The sequence below is a fragment of the Mesorhizobium sp. W050 genome (assembly GCF_054719535.1).
Map to the genome: position 1 here is coordinate 2,977,864 of NZ_JBTTIH010000001.1, position 20,388 is coordinate 2,998,251.

General features: G+C 63.2%; 18 protein-coding genes and 1 tRNA gene. 9 read left to right on the plus strand and 10 right to left on the minus strand.

The genetic code is table 11. From position 1 onward, the window contains the following. Positions 1 to 59 precede the first annotated feature (59 nt). The 5 genes from ACYG9Y_RS14465 to ACYG9Y_RS14485 form a co-directional block, all read right to left on the minus strand. A complete protein-coding gene (locus ACYG9Y_RS14465) occupies positions 60 to 479 on the minus strand; it encodes an MAPEG family protein (RefSeq protein ID WP_023682427.1) in 420 nt (139 codons plus the stop codon). A gap of 22 nt (positions 480 to 501) precedes the next feature. Then, the gene (locus ACYG9Y_RS14470) at positions 502 to 1,071 is read right to left on the minus strand and encodes a hypothetical protein (RefSeq protein WP_023749016.1); all 570 of its coding nucleotides are present in this window, start codon (positions 1,069 to 1,071) and stop codon (positions 502 to 504) included. Between the two features lie 19 nt (positions 1,072 to 1,090). Then, positions 1,091 to 2,593 carry an IMP dehydrogenase gene (gene guaB, locus ACYG9Y_RS14475; protein WP_023734161.1) on the minus strand — a complete coding sequence of 501 codons (1,503 nt, stop codon included), beginning with the start codon at positions 2,591 to 2,593 and terminating at the stop codon, positions 1,091 to 1,093. A 142-nt stretch (positions 2,594 to 2,735) separates the two neighbouring features. Then, positions 2,736 to 3,191 carry a PIN domain-containing protein gene (locus ACYG9Y_RS14480; protein WP_023673035.1) on the minus strand — a complete coding sequence of 152 codons (456 nt, stop codon included), beginning with the start codon at positions 3,189 to 3,191 and terminating at the stop codon, positions 2,736 to 2,738. Beyond that, positions 3,188 to 3,433 (minus strand): type II toxin-antitoxin system Phd/YefM family antitoxin, encoded by a 246-nt coding sequence (locus tag ACYG9Y_RS14485; protein WP_023673036.1) that lies wholly within the window; start codon positions 3,431 to 3,433, stop codon positions 3,188 to 3,190. Before ACYG9Y_RS14485 ends, ACYG9Y_RS14480 begins: the two co-directional genes overlap by 4 nt. Before the next feature lie 243 nt (positions 3,434 to 3,676). Between ACYG9Y_RS14485 and ACYG9Y_RS14490 the strand changes: the two genes are divergently transcribed. Then, on the plus strand, positions 3,677 to 5,098 hold the full coding sequence (locus tag ACYG9Y_RS14490; RefSeq protein ID WP_023697478.1) for an MFS transporter: 1,422 nt from the start codon (positions 3,677 to 3,679) through the stop codon (positions 5,096 to 5,098). A 215-nt stretch (positions 5,099 to 5,313) separates the two neighbouring features. Here ACYG9Y_RS14490 and ACYG9Y_RS14495 read toward each other — a convergent pair whose 3' ends face one another. Together ACYG9Y_RS14495 and ACYG9Y_RS14500 are read right to left on the minus strand one after the other, a co-directional pair. Continuing rightward, positions 5,314 to 6,024: an RlmE family RNA methyltransferase gene (locus ACYG9Y_RS14495; RefSeq protein WP_023694903.1), complete on the minus strand. Its 711-nt coding sequence runs from the start codon at positions 6,022 to 6,024 to the stop codon at positions 5,314 to 5,316. 247 nt (positions 6,025 to 6,271) lie between these two features. Continuing rightward, on the minus strand, positions 6,272 to 7,615 hold the full coding sequence (locus ACYG9Y_RS14500) for a Ppx/GppA phosphatase family protein (RefSeq protein ID WP_023739293.1): 1,344 nt from the start codon (positions 7,613 to 7,615) through the stop codon (positions 6,272 to 6,274). A 349-nt stretch (positions 7,616 to 7,964) separates the two neighbouring features. Between ACYG9Y_RS14500 and ACYG9Y_RS14505 the strand changes: the two genes are divergently transcribed. From ACYG9Y_RS14505 to ACYG9Y_RS14540, 8 genes are all read left to right on the plus strand, one after another. Then, positions 7,965 to 8,912: a lysylphosphatidylglycerol synthase domain-containing protein gene (locus tag ACYG9Y_RS14505; protein ID WP_023698055.1), complete on the plus strand. Its 948-nt coding sequence runs from the start codon at positions 7,965 to 7,967 to the stop codon at positions 8,910 to 8,912. A 147-nt stretch (positions 8,913 to 9,059) separates the two neighbouring features. Then, positions 9,060 to 9,133: transfer RNA gene (locus ACYG9Y_RS14510), tRNA-Gln, on the plus strand. Positions 9,134 to 9,142: 9 nt separating this feature from the next. Then, the gene (locus tag ACYG9Y_RS14515; protein ID WP_031253507.1) at positions 9,143 to 9,769 is read left to right on the plus strand and encodes a hypothetical protein; all 627 of its coding nucleotides are present in this window, start codon (positions 9,143 to 9,145) and stop codon (positions 9,767 to 9,769) included. A 403-nt stretch (positions 9,770 to 10,172) separates the two neighbouring features. After that, positions 10,173 to 10,676, plus strand: coding sequence for a hypothetical protein (locus ACYG9Y_RS14520; protein WP_023739292.1), 504 nt, complete (start codon positions 10,173 to 10,175; stop codon positions 10,674 to 10,676). Positions 10,677 to 10,967: 291 nt separating this feature from the next. Then, complete coding sequence (locus ACYG9Y_RS14525; protein ID WP_023739291.1) at positions 10,968 to 14,309, plus strand: M10 family metallopeptidase C-terminal domain-containing protein; 3,342 nt, start codon at positions 10,968 to 10,970, stop codon at positions 14,307 to 14,309. Positions 14,310 to 14,381: 72 nt separating this feature from the next. Then, positions 14,382 to 14,804, plus strand: a complete 423-nt coding sequence (locus ACYG9Y_RS14530) for a hypothetical protein (protein WP_023682883.1) — start codon at positions 14,382 to 14,384, stop codon at positions 14,802 to 14,804. 35 nt (positions 14,805 to 14,839) lie between these two features. Beyond that, positions 14,840 to 16,576 carry a type I secretion system permease/ATPase gene (locus tag ACYG9Y_RS14535; protein ID WP_023739290.1) on the plus strand — a complete coding sequence of 579 codons (1,737 nt, stop codon included), beginning with the start codon at positions 14,840 to 14,842 and terminating at the stop codon, positions 16,574 to 16,576. Next, positions 16,573 to 17,883 (plus strand): HlyD family type I secretion periplasmic adaptor subunit, encoded by a 1,311-nt coding sequence (locus tag ACYG9Y_RS14540; protein ID WP_023705800.1) that lies wholly within the window; start codon positions 16,573 to 16,575, stop codon positions 17,881 to 17,883. The genes ACYG9Y_RS14535 and ACYG9Y_RS14540 overlap by 4 nt, the downstream gene beginning before the upstream one ends. Positions 17,884 to 17,946: 63 nt before the next feature. Here the strand turns inward: ACYG9Y_RS14540 and ACYG9Y_RS14545 are convergent, their stop codons facing one another. From ACYG9Y_RS14545 to ACYG9Y_RS14555, 3 genes are all read right to left on the minus strand, one after another. Then, the gene (locus tag ACYG9Y_RS14545; protein ID WP_023739289.1) at positions 17,947 to 19,380 is read right to left on the minus strand and encodes an aldehyde dehydrogenase family protein; all 1,434 of its coding nucleotides are present in this window, start codon (positions 19,378 to 19,380) and stop codon (positions 17,947 to 17,949) included. A gap of 115 nt (positions 19,381 to 19,495) precedes the next feature. Further along, on the minus strand, positions 19,496 to 19,879 hold the full coding sequence (locus ACYG9Y_RS14550) for an ACT domain-containing protein (RefSeq protein ID WP_023705798.1): 384 nt from the start codon (positions 19,877 to 19,879) through the stop codon (positions 19,496 to 19,498). A gap of 13 nt (positions 19,880 to 19,892) precedes the next feature. Next, the gene (locus tag ACYG9Y_RS14555; protein WP_023739288.1) at positions 19,893 to 20,363 is read right to left on the minus strand and encodes a GNAT family N-acetyltransferase; all 471 of its coding nucleotides are present in this window, start codon (positions 20,361 to 20,363) and stop codon (positions 19,893 to 19,895) included. Positions 20,364 to 20,388 lie beyond the last annotated feature (25 nt).

Here is a 20,388-nt window from a genome sequence, read left to right on the forward strand (position 1 = left end):
CCACCCCGCTCCGCTGCGCGGAGCGACCCTCCCCACAAGGGGGAGGGTAAACAACTGCCCTACACCGCTCCGAGCAGGTGTAGCGCGAACCAGATCCATGCCAGCAAGAGAATGATCGCGCCGACGTAGAAGGCGCGGCTGCGAAACCGCAGATTGTTGCTGGTGAGGTGGACCCAGGCGTGGCCATAGCGGGAAATCACGAAAATCCACATCAAGGCCAGGGTCAGATAATTGACGCCATTGGTCGCGTGCAGCGCCAGACACAGCACATAGAACAGCACCGGCAGTTCGAACTGGTTGATGAGATTGTTGGCAACCGTGACGCTCGACCCGGGCTCGGTCGTGCGCACCTTGTATTGACCGACCTTGGCCTCGCCCGATTTGACCGCGCCGTAGCGGCGCCGGCCCATCACAACATAGACGATATAGACGAGGAACACCTGCGCCAGCATCGGCCAGAAAATCGCGGTCTGGCTCATGGCGTTGCCCCTGCTCTGTCGTTCATGCCTGTGGACGCCGCTGGGCGGCAAGGATCAAAAACGCGATGACGATGACGGGGATCGCCAGCAGCGCGAATTTGGTGACGATCAGCGACGAGGCGAAAGACAGAGAATCCGGATTGGCCGACAGCGCATCGGACAGAAGCCGCGCCACCGCAATGTTCTGGGCGTAGTCGGCGCACGTGTAGGGCAGCACGATGACCAGCGCGAACAGCGCCTGAAGCTGCACCGGCATGGCACGAAAATTCTTCAGCCGCCGCCCGGTTGCCAGGATCAGGCTGACCATGGTCAGCGACAGCAGCGCCGGGAAGAGAAGGTCGAAAGTCAAATAGTGCCAGACCAGGATGATCTCGCTGCCGCGTCGGCCGAGTGCCGTCAGCCAGGCCATGCCCTCGTCGGGCGTGAACCCGCCAAGGCGCACGTCGAGCGACGGCAGGCCGCCGCTCAGCCGGCGGAAATAGAAGAATTCCAGCAGCGTCATGATGATGAAAACCGCCGCGGCGGCAAAGCACAGCGCGCCGGCATGGCGCGCCAGCCGCAGCACGATCGTCGCCTGGTGGCGCCAGAGCATGTACCGCTCTGGCTGCCGGTCAGGCTCCGCCAGGATAGTTCGGGCTTTCGCGGGTAATCGTGACGTCATGGGCGTGGCTTTCACGAAGTCCGGCGTTGGATATGCGCACAAAGGTGGCGCGTTCGCGAAAATCGGCAAGGTCGCGGCCACCGACATAACCCATAGCGGCTTTTAGCCCGCCCGCAAGCTGGTGCAGCACGCCAGACACAGGTCCCTTGTAGGGCACCTGCCCTTCAATGCCTTCCGGGACCAGTTTCAGCGTGTCGCGAACCTCGGCCTGGAAGTAGCGGTCGGCCGAGCCGCGCGCCATGGCGCCGACAGAGCCCATGCCGCGATAGGCCTTGAAGGAGCGGCCCTGATGCAGATAGACCTCGCCCGGGCTTTCGTCGGTGCCGGCCAGCAGCGAACCGATCATGGCCGCACTGGCGCCGGCGGCAAGCGCCTTGGCCAGATCGCCCGAATATTTGATGCCGCCGTCGGCGATGACCGACACGCCTGATCTATGCGCCGTCTCCACCGCCGACATGATCGCCGAAAGCTGCGGCACGCCGACACCGGCGACGATGCGCGTGGTGCAGATCGAGCCCGGGCCGATGCCGACCTTGACGGCATCGGCGCCGGCGTCGATCAGCGCCTGCGTGCCTTCGGCGGTGGCGACGTTGCCGGCCAGGATGCGCACGGAATTGGAAAGCTTCTTGGCCCGCGTCACCGCATCGAGCACGCGCTGCGAATGGCCATGCGCGGTGTCGATGACCAGGAGGTCGACACCGGCGTCGATCAACCGCTCGGCGCGCTCGAAGCCGTCATCGCCGACGCTGGTGGCGGCCGCCGCCCGCAGGCGCCCCTGCGCATCCTTGGTGGCGTGCGGGTTGAGCTGCGACTTCTCGATGTCCTTGACGGTGATCAGGCCGACGCAATTGCCGGACTTGTCCACGACGACGAGCTTTTCGATGCGGTGCTGGTGCAGCAGCCGCTTGGCCTCGTCCTGGTCGACATTCTCCTTGACCGTGATCAGGTTCTCACGGGTCATCAATTCGTAGACTTTCTGCCCCGGATCGGAGGCGAAGCGCACGTCGCGGTTGGTCAGGATGCCGACCAGGCGGCCGATCTTCTGGCCGCCGGTGCCGCCATTCTCGACCACCGGAATGCCCGAGATGGAATAGGTGCGCATCAGCGCCAGCGCGTCGGCCAGGGTGGCGTCGGGGCCGATGGTGACCGGATTGATGACCATGCCCGATTCGAACTTCTTGACCTGACGCACCTGCTCGGCCTGTTCGGCCGGCGAGAAATTGCGGTGGATGACGCCGATGCCGCCGGCCTGCGCCATGGCGATGGCAAGCCTCGCCTCGGTGACGGTGTCCATGGCGGCCGACAGGATCGGCACGTTGAGGTCGATGTCGGTGGCGATGCGGGTGCGGATGTCGGTCTCACCGGGCATGACCTCGGAATGACCGGGCTGCAACAGCACGTCGTCAAAGGTCAGCGCCAGCGCGCCGGTGGACGTTTCGATGATTTTTGCCATGGCCAGTCCTCGGATACGAAAAGCGCCGGGAGAATACAAAAAAGCGCTGGACCGAAATGGACAGCGCCGACTCGTTTCTTCCCTTTCAGGATTGGCGCTGGCTGGTAACACGTCGCGGCGTGGTTGAAAAGCCGGTCGTGGCCTATTCGGCGGACTTGCCCAACAGGGCATCGAGCAAGACATGGCGCGGTGACGCGAAAGGATTGACGACCGTTACGCCGCCCCAGGTGAAGCCGTCCTGCAGATCTTCCGACAGCAGCAGCCGGCAACCGGTTTGCGAGGCAACAGACAGGATGGTCGCATCCCAGATGCCGAAATGGTGATCGGTCGCAAGATCAGCCGCGACCGTCATCACCTCCGGCGTCGTGCCGACAACCGGAAACGCGTCGCGCCAGCTCAACAGGGCGTCGCGCGCTTGTGCACGTGATCGTCCGGCCTTGCGTGTGAGAACGGTGAACAATTCGCCGAGCACTTGGACTGGAATGACGGCTGCCTCTTGCGCAATGTCGTGCAGCAGGCCGAAAACGATGTCGCGCTTCTCGGCTCCGTTGATCCCCTCGGCATAAACAAGGATGTTGGTATCGAGCGCGACCTTCACCGCTCGTCCTCGTAAAGCTCGTCGCGGCTCCAGCGCCCGGCTTCTACAACAGGCTGGCGTTCGAGGCGCGACAGCAGCGCTGTGCGCGAACGAGACGCCGCAGGGTCGGGCTGCCCTGCAGGCACGATCCGCGCCACGGGGCGCCCATGGCTGGTCACGACATAGCTCTGTCCTTCGCGGACACCGCGCAGGAGGAGCGAGAATTTGCGGTTGGCGTCGGCTGCGGAAACGGCTTCTTCCATGGCATTGTCCATATAGTAGTTATATTCACTACAGCATAGTGAACCCGGTCAATTTTCGCAAGTTCATTCAATGTGGCGAAACGCAGCGACGGCTCTTGTCCGCCCACGGTCGCACAAAAGTGACAGCAAATTAATGCGACATCGCGCCTGAGGCGTGATAACCGCCCGTTTGTATCGGCTTGCCCGCCTTTTCATTGTTTGGATTGGCCGGCAGGCACATTTAGACCAGTTCGGACGCGTTCGTTGAACCGCATCATTCCGCTCATTCTGGCGGTCGCCTTGTTCATGGAGAACATGGATTCGACCGTCATTGCGACATCGCTGCCGGCGATCGCCGTCGACATCCACACCAGCCCGATCGCGCTCAAGCTGGCGCTGACCGCCTATCTGGTGGCGCTGGCCATCTTCATTCCGATCAGCGGCTGGATGGCCGACCGGTTTGGCGCCAAGACCATTTTTCGCGCCGCGATCGGCGTGTTCATCGTCGGCTCGGTCTGCTGCGCCATCTCCAATTCACTGCCGGCCTTCGTCGTCTCGCGCTTCCTGCAAGGCATAGGCGGCGCCATGATGACGCCGGTCGGCCGGCTGGTCCTGGTGCGCGCGACGCCGAAGAGCGAGCTGGTTGCTGCCATGTCGTGGCTGACGGTGCCGGCGCTGGTCGGCCCGCTTGTGGGACCACCGATCGGCGGCTTCATCACCACCTATTTCACCTGGCACTGGATCTTTCTGATCAACGTGCCGATCGGCCTGATCGGCATCTGGCTGGCGACGCGCTTCCTGCCGCAAACCGACTCGATGGAGACGCCGCCGCTCGATTTCGTCGGTTTCGTGCTGAGCGGGCTGGCGGCCTCCGGCGTCGTCTTCGGCCTGTCGGTGGTCAGCCTGCCCTATCTGCCGCCGGCGACCGGCCTCATCACCGTGGCGGTCGGGCTGATTTCCGGCGTGCTCTATCTGCTGCATGCGCGGCGCGCCAAGAATCCCCTGCTGGCGCTGGAACTGTTCCGCAACCAGGTGTTCCGCTCCTCGGTGCTCGGCGGCTCGCTGTTTCGCATCGGCATCGGCGCGGTGCCGTTCCTGTTGCCCCTGATGTTTCAGATCGGCTTCGGGCTGACGCCGTTCCAGTCGGGCATGATCACCTTCGTCTCGGCCATCGGCGCCATTGGCATGAAGTTCGTCACCGCGCTGATCTTCCGGCTTGCCGGCTTCCGCCGGGTGCTGATCTGGGGCTCACTGATCGCCGCGGCAACGATCGCCATCTACGGCCTGTTCACGCCGGAGACGCCTTACGCACTGATGCTGGCGATATTGCTGGTCGGCGGCTTTATCCGCTCGATGTTCTTCACCGGCGTCAATGCGCTCTCCTACGCCGAAGTGTCGGCCGAGGACACCAGCAAGGCAACGCCGATCACGGCGGTGTTCCAGCAGCTGTCGATCGCACTCGGCGTGGCGCTGGCCGGCGGCATTCTGGAAGTGTCTACCTCGATCCATGGCGGCCCGCTGATGCTCGGCGATTTCCACATTGCCTTCTTCATCGTGGCGGCAGTGTCAGCGGCGGCGTCGGTATCGTTCATGCGGCTGGCGCCGGACGCCGGCAACGCCGTATCGGGTCATGGCCGGATGACGACGCCGAAGACACTGGAGCCGGTGAGCACGGCTGGGAAGTAGGGGCGGCGCGACGAAAATCGTCGACGTCGGCGATCCTTCACACCCCCCTCTGGCCTGCCGGCCATCTCCCCCGCAAGGGGGGAGATCGGATATCACGCGGCTTTCGCCAATCTTGCAACTTTGAAGGAATGGCGAGGCGGTCGCAGCTGCCAATCTCCCCCCTTCCGGGGGAGATGTCCGGCAGGACAGAGGGACGGAACGCTACGAAGCGCCTTTCACGCCGTGCCGTCTCTGCCCTTAAAATCCTTCGCCAGCAAATACAGTTCCACCGACTCATCCCGCGACGCCGGCGGCTTCACGTGGTGCACCGAGCGGAAGTTCTTCTTGAGCATCGACAGCAGCTCGTTTTCGGCGCCGCCTTGAAACGTCTTGGCCAAAAAGTGCCCGCCCGGCTTCAGCACCGACAGCGCGAAATCGGCGGCCACCTCGCACAGATGCATGGTGCGGATGTGGTCGGTTCGCTTGTGGCCGGTGGTCGGCGCGGCCATGTCGGACAACACGATATCGGGGTCGCCGCCCAGCGCCTCGGCGAGCTTTTGCGGCGCTTCCGGGTCGAGGAAATCCATCAGCAGCACCGGCGCACCCGGCACCGCATCCATTTCGAGATAGTCGATGCCGATGACATGTGGATTATCAGCCGTCGATTTCGTCCTCGCGGCCGCCACCTGGCACCAGCCGCCGGGGGCCGCACCGAGATCGATGACCTTCATGCCGGGTTTCAGCAGATGATGCTTGTCATCGATCTCGATCAGCTTGTAGGCCGCGCGCGACCGGTAGCCGTCGGCTTTTGACCTCTGGACATAGGGATCGTTGATGTGGCGCTGCAGCCAGCGGCGCGACGATTCTTTGAGGCCCGACTTCTTCTTGATTCGTGTTTTGAGGACGCGAATGCTGGCGGAGCCCGGCTTTTCCGGCTTCTTGGTCATGACGTTATTTCTTGTTTGAGCTTTTGCGCTGGCCGAGTTGCCGCCGTTTTTCGGCGGCTTCGCGTTTCGCGAAGGGCTTCCCCCACTCCGTCGCCGCTTCGCGGCGCCACCTCTCCCCCCTCCGGACGGAGAGGAAAGGCGCCGGTCTGCATAAGTTCGCGCCCTTCCTCTACCCCGTCGATCGGGGGAGAGGTGTCGAGCGAAGCTCGACGGAGTGGGGGTCGACCGTTCACCAAAGCGATGCGGATCATGCTCGGCCCCGCCCACTGTTGCGCCAGACGCCGTCATCGGCCATCAGCTCGCTCAAAATGCCTTCGCGTAAGCCCCGGTCGGCGACGCGCAGCCGCTCCGACGGCCACACCGCACGGATGGCTTCCAGGATAGCACAGCCGGCCAGCACCAGGTCGGCACGGTCGGCGCCGATGCACGGGTTGGCGCAGCGCTGCTGGAAATCCCAGCCAACCAGTTTTTCGACCATGCGGTCGACGCTGTCGCGGTCCATCCACAGCCCATCGACGCGGCGGCGGTCGTAGCGTTCGAGATCGAGATGGACGCCGGCCAGCGTCGTCACCGTGCCGGATGTGCCCAGCAGATGGAATTTCGGACTGGCCAGCACATGGCTCAGCCGGTCGCGGCCGTCGAAGGACTTTAGCCGCACCGCGACATCATCGACCATGGCGGCAAAGATCTCGCGCGTCACCGTGCGGCCGCCAAAGCGCTCGGCCAGCGAGACAACGCCGACCGGCAGCGACGTCCACGACACGATGTGGTTGGCAAGCCGCGGCGAGCGCTGGCCGGTGAGGTCGATCAGCGCGATTTCGGACGAGCCGCCGCCAATGTCGAACAGCACCACGCCTTGCGTGTCGCGCTCGACCAGCGAGCCGCAGCCGGATACAGCAAGCCGCGCCTCGGTCTGGCGATCGATGATTTCCAACTTCAACCCCGCCTCTCGTTCGACGCGCTGCAGGAATTCGACGCCATTATCGGCGGTGCGGCAAGCCTCGGTGGCGATCAGCCGGGCCTTGCGGATCTTGCGGTTGCGCAATTTGTCACCGCAGATTTTAAGCGCCTCGACGGCGCGGTCCATCGCCGCCTGGCTCAGGTGCCCATTCGCCGTCAGCCCCTCGCCCAGCCTGACGATGCGCGAGAAGGCGTCGATGACGCGGAACTGGCCATGGCGCTGCGGCACCGCGACCAAAAGCCGGCAATTGTTGGTGCCGAGATCGAGCGCGGCAAACACCGGCAGTTCCTGCATCGGCGGCCGATGCATGGGCTGTTCCGGTCGGGGTTGTGGGGCCGAGGGCAAAGGCACGGGCGCTGGAGCGGCCGGGCCGACGGAGGCCGGCGCACCGACCGCCGCGGCCGTTGCGAGAGGGCTGTCGTCGCGCGCAAAAACCTTGCGCCCACGCCGGCGCTTGCGCCGCTTTCTCGCCTTGCCGCGCTGATGCTGGGCGTCGCCGGCCTGTCCGTTGCCGGACTGGGGCCCCGCCTGGCGGGGCCGCCCGGCGGATGGGCTTGGCCCGCCTGATGGCGGCGAAGCCCTGGACACGCCCACTTCCGGCGCGCCAGCGCCGGTGTCGTGGTCTTCCACTTCAGTTCCTTCCGGCGCCGCGCGAACCGGTAAACCGGACGCAGCAGGCGCTTCAATCTTTTAAGTTGCCGCCAGAGTAGCAGCGCCGGACCGGATCACCAAGAGCAAGGACTCAAATTTTGCCGGCTGCGTCCTGCCAGATCCCCGCTGCTTTGCAGCGTCCCGGCGTTCGCTAGCCTTTCATCTTGCCACTGGCACGGCGAATTCGCCGTTGGCGAACCGGCTGCTCACCCTTGCCGGTTGAATAGCCGGCTTCAATGAGGCATTTCTGAAATGAGGGGGAATTGGTGAATCGCGGACGTTTTAACGCCCGCCTGGGCGATGGGCAGCAACACATGACGACAACTGCATGAATTGGGGGGCCACGAATTGGAAGCGCTATCTGTGGCCGGTCATCGGTGTCGCGGCGGTCATCGGGTCGCTGTTGTTGCTGTGGCATGAACTGCGCGGCATCTCGATCGACGATGTCTGGGACGGCATATCCGCCATCCCGACGCGCGGCTGGATGCTTGCGGCGCTGAGCTCGGTGGTCGCCTACGCCTCGCTTGCCGGCTACGACCACATTGCCCTTCTACATATCGGCAAGAAGGTGTCGTGGCTGTTCGTCACCTTCTGCTCCTTCACCACCTACGCGCTGTCGCACAATATCGGCGGCTCGGTGTTTTCGGGCGCCGTGATCCGCTACCGCGCCTACGGCACCAGGGGGCTGACCGGCCAGGACGTCGGCATTCTGGTGGCAATCTGCTGGATCACCTTTGTGCTCTCCAGCATTCTGGTCGGCGGCCTGGTGCTGGTTTTCGAGCCACAAATCATCGACCGCTTTTCCGGCGCCCCGCACCACGGGTTGGCGATCGCCGCCGGCATCGCTTTGCTGATCCTGGTCGGCGCCTACATCTTCGGCAGCTGGCTGCATCTGAAGCCGCTGAAAATCGCCGGCTTCCAGCTGCACTATCCGGCGCTGCCGATCGTGGCGCGGCAATTGCTGATCGGCCCGATCGAGCTTCTGGCGGCGGCGGCGATCATCTTCTTTGCCCTGCCCGTTGCCGGCAATCCCGGCTATTTCGTCATCCTCGGCGTGTTCCTGGTGTCGTTCTCGGTTGCGCAGATCTCGCACGCGCCGGGCGGGCTCGGCGTGTTCGAGGTCGTGTTCCTCGCCGGCCTGTCTGATATGGACCCGGTCGGCGTGCTGGCGGCACTTCTGGTGTTCCGGCTGTTCTACCTGATCATCCCGCTGCTGATCGCGCTCGGCGTGGTGCTGTTCTTCGAGCACTCGCAATACAGCCGGACGGAGAGTTGAGGATCATTGGGTGCGGCGCGCCACCCCGGCGTAATTGCCCCTATGAAACGCTGTGATTGAAACGCAGCTTAGGCTTGACTATTTTCCGGCGGCGGCTACAAGGCACGCGCGGCTGCTTCGGCGGCCCACCAGCGCGACAGCGCCTGCTGGGGAATAGGTTAACGGTAGACCCACGGACTCTGACTCCGTTAGTCCTGGTTCGAATCCAGGTTCCCCAGCCAAGGCACGTCATGCCCACTGACAGCCAGTACATCCTCGAACGCATCAGCCAGGGATGCGTGGAGTTGTCCGACGACGAGTTCGCCATCGACAGGCTGGCAAAATATGTCGGCAACGGGAGAATCCGCTGGCATGTCGAGTTCCGTGGGCATCGCATCGAGCTGACAACCGGCCAGATCAAGAAGCAGCCTACCTTTCGCAGGAAAATCCTCGAACAGGCTGGCGTGCTGCCGCCGCAGCGTACCGGTGCCGACTACCGGCGATGGGCACTCGATCTGAGGCGAAATGCCATCGAGCTTCCCTGGCGCGACAGGCCGGTCGATGCGGGTTTTGCCATCGACCGGCTGACCAGCCATGGGGATGGGCGCTGGACGGTGGAATATCAGGGCAAGGCGATAAAATTCACGACGACGAAACTGCGCCGGCAACTCAGTTTCCGCAAACGCATGCTGGCCAAGGCTAAGGTGCTGCCGCCGGAATTGGCCCCGCCTGCCTATCGCAAGTGGATGGACTCGCTCATGCAAAACGCCACAGAGGCGGTACCGCAGGCCGGCGAAGCTTCGGCGACGGAGAAGAGTTGGCTTGACGACCTGCCGGAGCTGGCCGGCTGGGAAGATGAAGCGCCGCCCGAGAATTGATTGGGTTCCAATGATCATGAATCGGGCGATGCTTCTCCGGAACTGCGCGATTGGGCAGCGGACGTTCTGGGGATACAGACCGATATCCAAATGCCGGCCAAAACCGCCCAGCGATAACCCTCCCGCCAAGCCTCATATTTCCCCGGCAGGAGTTTGGTCGCCGCCCAAGCCAGCGGCCGACGCCGCTCATTCAAGAGATGGCCTGAGGAGGCGCCGGCCAGGCGGGCATTGGGGTACCCGCCGACGCTACATTAGCATTCACGCATAGATTTGGTATGGCGCGAACGCGGAAGGCCGGCTGCCTTCACAGCAGCATTCCGCAATTTTTCCCAAGACCCCGAACCCGCAACGGTGCAAGGGTTGGAACGCCCAGCGTTTCGGCGCGGCTTGCCTGGAGACAATCATGGCGACGTTTCTTACCGCTCTCGCATCCGAAGGTCCGCCAGCCGACCGGGCGAAAGACATGGACCTGTATGGATGGTTGATCGGCAGTTGGGACATGGAGACGCTCCACCACCGCAACGACGGCACAATTCAGAAATGGGATGGCGAGTGTCACTTTGGTTGGGTGCTCGAAGGCCGCGCCATTCAGGACATCTGGATCAGGCCCAGGCGCCCTGCCCCGTCCACCATGTATGGCACGACCTTGCGCGTCTTCGATCCCGGGATCGGTGGCTGGCACATTATCTGGAACGATCCGCTCAACCAGGATTACTCGCGCCAGATCGGGCGGGCCGAAGGCAAGGACATCGTCCAGATGGGCGCCGACTCGCGCGGCCTGCAGGCGCGGTGGCGGTTCACCGAGATCACCGCCGACAGCTTTCACTGGATCGGCGAGGAGAGACGCGCGGAGAGCGACCCCTGGCGCGTGACCTATGAACATTTCGCCCGCCGGGCGGGTTCCTGAAGCACGCTTGCGCATTCAGCCCCTCGTGCCTACGGGCGAGGTACGACCATAGATTAGCGATAGCTCAATTAACACCAAACGAGTATCTCAAAACCCGCCGGTACAAGCGCGCCCAAGAACCTTCATATGTACCGAGCGCGAACTGAGGCTAGACAAGTGAAGATTCCAATAGCATTGTTGGCACTGGGACGGGGCTCGACCGGCAAGCGCAAACGATGCTTGTCGGTGGTTGGCAACTGCTAAACCGTACAGCCGTAATTGCCACGGCTGCGAGACCAAGGAGTCCCAAGGATGCCGAACTCAAGCCAAACCAGCGATCAATGGTGGGTCAACGACCAGACGCCGGACAACCCGTACGGCAAAAGCGAAGATTACGGGGCCTTCCTCACCTACCTTGGAGCGCTGGACCGGTCGATAACGCCGGCGATCGCGGCGGGAACGCTGAGGATAAATGTCTCCGAGCTCAATGACCATCCCGAATACAAGGCCGCCGCGATCGGCGCCTTGCAGATGTGGGCCAGTGTCACCCCGTTGAAGTTCGAAATCGTCGACAATGCACCATACAACAGCGCAACGGACTGGATGCAGGTTGTCAGCCCCGAACTGGGCGAAGAGGACGACGGCAGCGCCTATTCCAACGACCGCTATGTCAGCATCGGCCAGCGTTTCCACGACACCGAGGTCAACAAGACGGATATTGGCGGCTATGTCTTCGATTCCTTCATCCATGAATTCGGTCATGAGTTCGGGCTGAACCACCCCGGGCTCTACAATTACAGCGGCCCCGGCGGCGTACAGATCAATTATCTGAACAATGCGACCTGGACCTACGACCGTCAGCAATACAGCGTCATGTCCTATTTCGACGGGATCGATGTCGGTGAAACCAGCCGCTGGTCGGCGTCAACGCCGATGATGGCCGACATCGAGGCGGTCATCCGCCGCTTTTTCTCGACCGTCGACGAGAACGGCGTGCGCACCTATCAGCATATCGATCTCAACACGGGCGACAACGTCTACGGCTTCGGCAGTGCCGTGGACGGCTACCGGCTGACCTCGTCGGGCATGCAGCACGATATCGGTTTTGTCATCCATGACACCGGCGGAACCGACACGATAGACTTCTCCGGCTCGACGGCCGGCACGATCCTCGATTTGCGCGCCGGACAGTTCTCCAGCGTCAACGGCCACAGCAACAATGTGTCGATCTTTGCCGGGCACAACGCCGATGGCACCGATTATTACATCGAGAACGGCATCGGCAGCAGCTATGATGACGTCCTGATCGGCAATGACGGAGCCAACGTGCTGGATGGCCGCGGCGGCGGCGACCACATGGCCGGCAATGGCGGCGACGACACCTACTTCGTCGATTCCCTCGACGACATCGTGCGCGAGGAAGCGAATGGCGGGAATGACACGGTCGTTCTGCTGAACCGGAACTTGAATATCCGGAAAATCGCCAACGTCGAACACATCATCTACGCCGACGAGTCGACACTCCAGCCTGGAGACGGCGGCACCGAAACCGCACCGACCATCGGCGACAACACGATGACCAGCGTCATCTTCGGCGACAATGGCAACAATACGCTCGACGGCGGCGCCGGCGACGACACGATCTTCGGCCAGGGCGGCGATGACCTCATCATCGGCGGCCGCGACTCGCTCGCCAGCCGCGACATCAACAACACCATCGATGTCGCCGACCTTCCAGACCAGACCGAGAGCGACGACGGCAATGACACGCTCTATGGCGGCCGCGGCAACGATACGATCCTCGGCGGCCAAGGCAACGACATCCTCGACGGCGGCGACGGCGACGATACGCTGAGCGGCCAGGATGGCGTCGACATATTCCGGGGCGGCGCCGGCGTCGACACGGTCGACTTCAGCAAGGAGAGCCCCTTCCAACTGCTCGTCAACCTCGAGACGAACGTGGCCAGCGGCGGAACCGCCACGGGCGACACCTTCTACAGCATCGAGAACCTGATCGGCTCCGATGACCGCATCGACCGTTTCATCGGTACGTCGGCGGCAAATCATTTCTGGGGCCGGGGCGGCGGCGACTATTTCAACGGCGGCGGCGGCAACGACATACTGGATGGCGGCAATGACGGCGACATCCTGTACGGTGAAGCCGGCAACGACACGATCATCGGCGGCGCCGGCCAGGACTATCTGGATGGCGGCGCCGGCATTGATACGGTCGTCTACGAAGGCAGCTCCGCCGGTGTGACGATCGACCTCGCCAATGGCACGGCCAATGGCGGCGACGGCGATGGCCCGGTGCAGATCGTCGGGCGCGGCACCGTTATCCGGCACGACATCCTGGTCGGCTTCGAAAACGCTGTCGGGTCGTTCTTCGACGACCATCTCATCGGCAACGCCCAGGCCAACAAACTTTCCGGCGGCGCCGGCAACGACACGCTGACCGGCGGTGGCGGCGCCGATATATTGAATGGCGGCGCCGGCAGCGACACGGCGGACTACGCCGACGCGGCCAGCGGGCAAAACCTCAAACTGGGTGGCGGCAAATCCGGCGGCGACACCTATATCTCGATCGAAAATCTGGCTGGCTCGGGCTTCAACGATCACCTGACCGGCGATGGCGCGGCCAATGTGCTGACCGGCCAGGGCGGCGCCGACAAGATCGACGGCGGCGGCGGCGATGACACCCTGCTCGGCGATTTCGCCTATCAGGGCGATGCTCCGCCACGCCCGGGCATGGGCACCGGCTACGCCACGCTCGGACCGGACGCGACCAACAATTCGGTCTCGACCGCCTTCGACATCTCGAACAACTTCTCGCTGACGGCTGACCCCGACATCTTCGATTCGACGACCACCCTTCACACCACCGTCAATGCCACCGGAAACGGCTTGGGCGGATATTACAGCATCAACCTGGCGGCCGGCACGATCATCACCATCGACATCGATGGCATTGCCGACCCCAATGTCCATGACAGCATCGTCAGGGTGCTGGACAGCGATGGCAATATCGTCGCCCAGAACGACGATGGCGGCAACGACCCCGGCTCCAACAACGGCCGCGATTCGAGCACCAGCTTCATCGTTCAGGAAACCGGAACCTACTATATTGTGGAGGGCGAATGGTCGGACTCGGCTCCTGGCGATGGCTGGGTCGAATCCGTGCCGGAGGGCTCGACTTACAAGCTGAACGTGTCGGTCGAATTCCCGCCGGCACCAGCTCAGCCGGGCGTTGCGGGCGCCGATACGCTCAACGGCGGCGGCGGCAGCGACCTTTTGGATGGCGGGCTGGCTGCCGATACGCTGACCGGCGGCGCCGGCGACGACTATTTCCGCTTCTCGACAGAACTCGGGAACGGCAATATCGACTGGATCAAGGACTTCAAGGTCGCCGACGATACGATCCTGCTGGACAACCTCATCTTTGCCAGCGTTGGCGGCGACGGCGCCCTCGTTTTGGGCTCATTCTACAAGAGCGCAGCCGGTGCTGCTCATGATGCCGACGACCGCATCATCTACGACACCGACAGTGGAATATTGTCTTACGACGCCGATGGTTCCGGACAGGGAGCAGCCGTACAGTTTGCACACCTGAACACAAATCTGGACCTTTCGGCTGCAGACTTCATCGTCATCTAACGCGTTGCCGGGAGGGGGGCCGTCAGGCTGCCCTCCCGCATACCCCAGCGCAGTGAAAAGGGAGAGGACGCGATGACCGACCGCCGCACAGTGTTAATGGCCGCCGGAGTTGCGGCAGTCGCCGCGGCCACCGGGGCAGCGGCAGCGCAATCGCCAGATATTCGCGCGCCAGATATTCGCGCAACAGATATTCGCGGGGCCGTCACCTTTGTGGGGGGCAAGGCTATCCCGGAAGGTCATCTCGAGATCTATCTTGAGGATCCCGCCATTCAGGACAGTGGGCGACGCCGCGCCGCCAAAACCAGCCTCAAGAGCGAGGGCGGCTCAAAGACCATAGAATTTTCCTTGCCCCTGCCCGCAAGCTCGACCGCTTCACCAACGCTGCAGGTCGTTGCGCGCCTGGAGCGTGCGGACGGCTGGCTGGTGGCGCGGGGCAGCGCGCAGTTCCAGGCCGGCTTGCCCGTCCATGTCACACTCAAGGCAGTTATCTATTGAAGGGACGAGATGCCATATCCTGATTGCGAGCCTGCATGCAGCTGACGCCATCGACGCCGCTTACGCTGGTCGGAATCCTGGCGTCCTTTCGACGTGCGTTTTCGGGCATCGTCCTGATGAGCGGGGTCGTCAACGTGCTGACCCTGACCGGCTCGTTCTTCATGTTGCAAGTCTATGACCGCGTCGTTCCGGGTCGCAGCGTGCCGACGCTGGTCGGCCTGGCGGTGCTTGCGGGAACATTGTTCGTGTTTCAGGGAGTGCTGGAGCTGATCCGCTCTCGCCTTATGGTGCGGCTGGGACAGGGGTTGGACGCAAAGCTGAGCCCGTCGGTCTATTCGGCGCTGATGCGCCTGCCGCTGCGCGCCAAGCCTTCCGGCGACGGGCTGCAACCCCTACGGGATCTCGATCAGGTCCGCTCCTTTATCGGCAGTGCCGGACCGACCGCTTTGTTCGACCTGCCATGGATGCCGCTCTATATCGGCATCTGTTTCATTTTTCATTTCTGGATCGGCGTTACCGCGCTTGCCGGCGCCGTTGTCCTGTTTGCACTGACGCTTCTGGCCGAATTCCGGACCCGCGGCCCGACAAGGATCGCCGGACAGCACGCGGCCGTCCGCAGCACGTTGGCCGAGGCGACAAGGCGCAATGCCGAAGCCATGCAGGCTATGGGTTTTGGCGGGCGTATCGCCGAGCGGTGGTTTGCCGTCAATGCCGAGTACTTGAACGCCCATGCGGCAGCCAGCGATGTCGCGGGAACGCTTGGCACGATTTCCAAGATCCTGCGATTGATGTTGCAGTCGGCAATGCTGGCGATCGGCGCTTATCTGGTCATCAAGCAAGAGGCGACCGGCGGCATCATGATCGCAAGCTCGATCATGATGGGCAGGGCGCTGGCTCCGATCGAACTGGCGATAGCGCATTGGAAGGGTTTCATTTCGGCGAGGCAAAGCTGGGCACGCCTGAAGCAGCTGTTGTCCGCGCTGCCGGAAGGCGCAACCGGCGTGACCCTGCCTGCCCCTGTCAGCGCGCTGGCGGTCGAGAATGTCAGTGTCGCGCCGCCGGGCGAACGGACGCCGGTGGTGTGGGATGCAAGTTTTTCACTGGCCAGGGGATCTGGCCTGGGGGTCATCGGCCCGAGTGCTTCCGGCAAATCATCGCTGGTGCGTACGCTTGCAGGTGTCTGGCTGCCGGCGCGCGGCGCCGTGCGGCTGGACGGCGCGACGCTTGACCAGTGGCCGGCCGACGAGTTGGGCAAACATATCGGCTATCTGCCGCAGGATGTGCAGTTGTTCGACGGCACGATCGCGCAGAACATCGCCCGCTTCGACCCGGATGCGTCGTCCGACATGGTGCTTGCGGCAGCCAAGGCCGCCGGCGTGCATGATCTCGTCGTGCATCTGGCCGACGGTTACGACACAAAGGTCGGCGAAGCCGGCGCCTCGCTCTCGGCGGGGCAACGCCAGCGTGTCGCGCTGGCGCGCTCTCTTTATGGCGATCCGTTCCTGGTCATCCTGGACGAGCCGAATTCCAATCTCGACTCGGAGGGTGAAGTGGCCTTGTCCGCAGCGATCCAGGGCATCAGGGAACGCGGCGGCATCGTTATCGTCGTCGCGCACCGGTCCAGTGTGCTGGCCAATGTCGATACGGTGCTGGTGATGGCCAATGGCCATGTGCAGGCCTTCGGTCCGAAGGACGAGGTGCTGAACAAGGTCTTCCGATCGGCAGCGCCGCTCAAGGTCGTTGCCGCCACGGAGCGAGGCGTTCCGGCATGAGCGAGGACAGATCCGCTTTGCATCATCGGCAGGTCCGCCGCTATCTCGTGGCTGGCGTTGCTACCTGTCTGCTGCTTGTCGGAGGTGTTGGCGGCCTGGCGGCAGTGACCAAGATGTCAGGTGCGGTGATCGCAGCTGGCCGGCTGGTGGTCGATTCCAATGTAAAGAAGGTTCAGCATCCGACGGGCGGCGTGGTCGGCGAGATCAGGGTGCGGGAGGGCGACCGGGTCAAGGCGGGCGATATTCTGGTGCGGCTGGACGAGACGACAACGCGCGCCAATCTGGCGATCGTCTCAAAAGGTCTGGATGAGTTTTATGCACGGTTGGCGCGCCTGGAGGCGGAGCGTGACGGCAAGGACACGATCAGCTTTCCGGACGTTTTGACATCGCGGCGCGACGAAGCCGGTGTCGCCGCATCGATGGCCGGAGAACAATCGCTGTTCGATTTCCGGCACCAGGCGCGATCCGGCCAGCGATCTCAATTGCGCGAACGGATCGCCCAGTTGACGCAGGAGACCGCCGGCCTGACCGAGCAGCGGCAGGCGAAACGCCGCGAGATCGAGCTGATAGGGATCGAGCTGGAAGGGGTGCGGTCGCTCTGGCGTCGCAAGCTGATAGGGATCGAGCGGATGACGGCGCTGGAACGGGACGCGGTGCGGCTCGAAGGCGAGCATGGCCAGTTGACCGCGGGAATAGCCCAGGTGAAAGGCAAGGCGTCCGAGATCGAACTGCAGATTATCCAGATCGACCAGGACCTTCGCAGCGAGGTCGCAACCGACTTACGCGAAACCCAAGGGAAGATCTCCGAGTTCGTCGAACGCAAGGTGGCGGCCGAGGACCAGTTGAAGCGCATCGATCTGCGCAGCCCGCAGGATGGCGTGGTGCTGCAGTTGGCCGTGCATACGATCGGCGGGGTGATCACGCCCGGCGAACAGGTGATGCAGATCGTACCGGTGACGGACGACCTGACCGTTGAAGCGCATATCGCGCCGCAGGATATCGACCAGGTGACGATGGGCCAGAATGCGATTTTGCGCCTGTCGGCCTTCAATCGGCAAACCACGCCGGAGCTGACCGGGACGCTGTCGCGGATCTCGGCGGATCTCACCATCGAAGAGCGCACCGGAGCAGCCTTCTATGTGGCGCGGGTGACGCTGCCCAAAACCGAGGTCGCCAAGCTGCGCGGGCTGGCGCTGGCGCCAGGCATGCCGGCCGAAGTGTTCTTCCCGACGGGCGACCGGACGATGCTTTCCTATCTGGTGAAGCCGCTGTCGGATCAGATCCAGAAAGCTTTCCGGGAAGAGTGAAGCCGCACCTGTGAGAGCTGAAGCCTCGGGACCGGCTGGTTGCCGGTCCCCAAGGGGTAGCCCCTACTCCGCTGCCTTATACCCCGCGATGCCCTTGATCTCGAGGAAATCCTCCAGCCCGTATTCGGCATATTCGCGGCCGTTGCCGGATTGCTTGTAGCCGCCGAATGGCAGGCCGGCGTCCCATTGGGGATAGTTGATGTAGACAGTGCCGGTGCGCATTCGGGCGGCGACTTCGCGGGCCTTCTGGATGTCCTTGGCCTGGATGTAGGACGCCAGCCCATAGACAGTGTCGTTGGCCGTGCCGATCGCCTCTTCCACTGTGTCGTAAGGCATGATCGCCAGCACCGGTCCGAAGATTTCCTCGCGTGCGATGCGCATGTCTGATGTGACATCGCCGAACACGGTCGGGCGGACGTAATAGCCGCGGTTGAGTTCGGCCGGACGGCCGGGGCCACCGGTAACGAGCGTCGCGCCTTCATCTATGCCGGCCTGGATCAGGTCCTGGATCTTGTCGTACTGGATTTGGCTGACCACCGGGCCGAGCTTGGTGCCGGCCGCATCGGCCGGGCCGACGGTCAATTTTTCGGCCGCCGTCTTGGCGTAGCCGGTCGCCTCGTCATGGCGGTCGCGCGGCACGAACATGCGGGTCGGCGCGTTGCAGGACTGGCCCGAGTTGCTGAAGCAGCCGGCGACGCCCTTGCTGACGGCCTTTTCGAGATCGACATCGGGAAACAGGATGTTGGCCGACTTGCCGCCGAGTTCCTGATGCACGCGCTTGACCGTGTCGGCGGCCGCCTTGGCGACCAGGATGCCGGCGCGGGTCGACCCGGTGAACGACATCATGTCGACATCGGGATGGCTGGACAGCGCCTGGCCGACGCCCGGGCCGTCGCCGTTGACGAGGTTGAAGACGCCCTTGGGAACGCCTGCCTCGTCGATGATTTCGGCAAAGATGATGGCGTCGAGCGGGGCGATTTCCGAGGGCTTCAGAACCATGGTGCAGCCGGCGGCAAGGGCGGGGCCGACCTTGCAGGTGATCTGGTTCAGCGGCCAGTTCCACGGCGTGATCAGGCCGACGACCCCGATCGGCTCCTTGACGATCAGCGACGAGCCCTTGACGTGGCGGAATTCGAACGACTTCAGCACCTCGGCCATCTTCCGCAGATGTGCCAGGCCAATGCCGACCTGGCTGTCGAGTGCCATCTGGCGCGGCGCGCCCATCTCGCGCGATACGGCCAGCGCCAGATCGGCGCTGCGCTTCTTGTAGACCTCGATTATGCGGTTGAGGATATCGAGGCGCTCCTCGACCGAAGTGAAGCCGAATGTCTCGAAGGCGCGCTTGGCGGCCGCAACCGCCTTGTCGACATCGGCCTTTGAGCCGAGCGAAATCTGCGCGAAAGCATCTTCGTTTGACGGGTCGATGACGTCGAGTGTGCTGGGCACGACAGGATCGACCCACACGCCGTCGATATAGAACTGCAGATTGTGTGACACGGGCTTCTCCTCGGGGGATTCTGAATTGATGGGGGCGATCGCCAGATCGTCGTATCGGGGATAACGATGGGGCAAGAGCGATGTCAAACGCAAGGGCGGGCGATTGAGCCTACGGCTACAGAAGCGTGTGCCCCGCCGCGACCAGAAGCCCCCTTGCCGCGGCTTCATCCTTGGCTTTGACGAGCAGATGGTCACCATCGAAGGTGGATACCAGAAAAATGCCGAGTTCGCTTTCCGACAATGGCTTTATCACCGACAGGACGATGCCGGTTTCGTCGAAGGCAAAGGGACCTTGGAGTTTCAGGGCGACCCAGTCCCTGTCATGCTTCACCCCGTCCGGCACCCGATCCTGCAGGCAGACGACCGAAAGCTCGTCCTCTGTCCTGGTGATGCTGACGAAGCCCGGCCCGTCCGCCCAGCCGGGAATGCTGTCTTTTGCTTCGAGGCGCGAAACCGCATACCGCCCCGTGAGCGGCTTCAACCGGACCCTGACTGCCATCCGATCCTCCCTGTTATCGGCCATCACCCAATTTCTTGCTCATATAGACCGTCATGCCGTTCATGAACGGCTCCTCCCGGTTGATCGTATAGCCATGCCGTTTGTACAACAACACATTGGCCATGAAGGCGCCGTTGGTCAGCAGGCGCAGCTCGAAGCAGCTGGCCTCCAGCGCCTTCTGCTCCGCCCGTTCCAGCAACAGCCGGCCGATGCCCCTGCCCTGCGCCTGTGGCGCGACGCAGACATTCTCGATCCAGAGATGATCGTCGGCCAGGATGGTCTCGATCATGCCGACGATGCGGCCATTTTCGATGGCGAGATCGAACGGATGTTCGGCGACCGCCTTGTCATAGTCGGCGCGCATCGGCAGCGGCTCGCGGCCGATCAAAGGCACCCATTTGGCATAGGCGTAACGCACAATGTCCTTGATGGCGGCAGCGTCCGCCGGTTGGGCCGGCCGAAACAGGATGGAAGAATTGGACATGGCAGAGGCTCCAGACATGAAAACC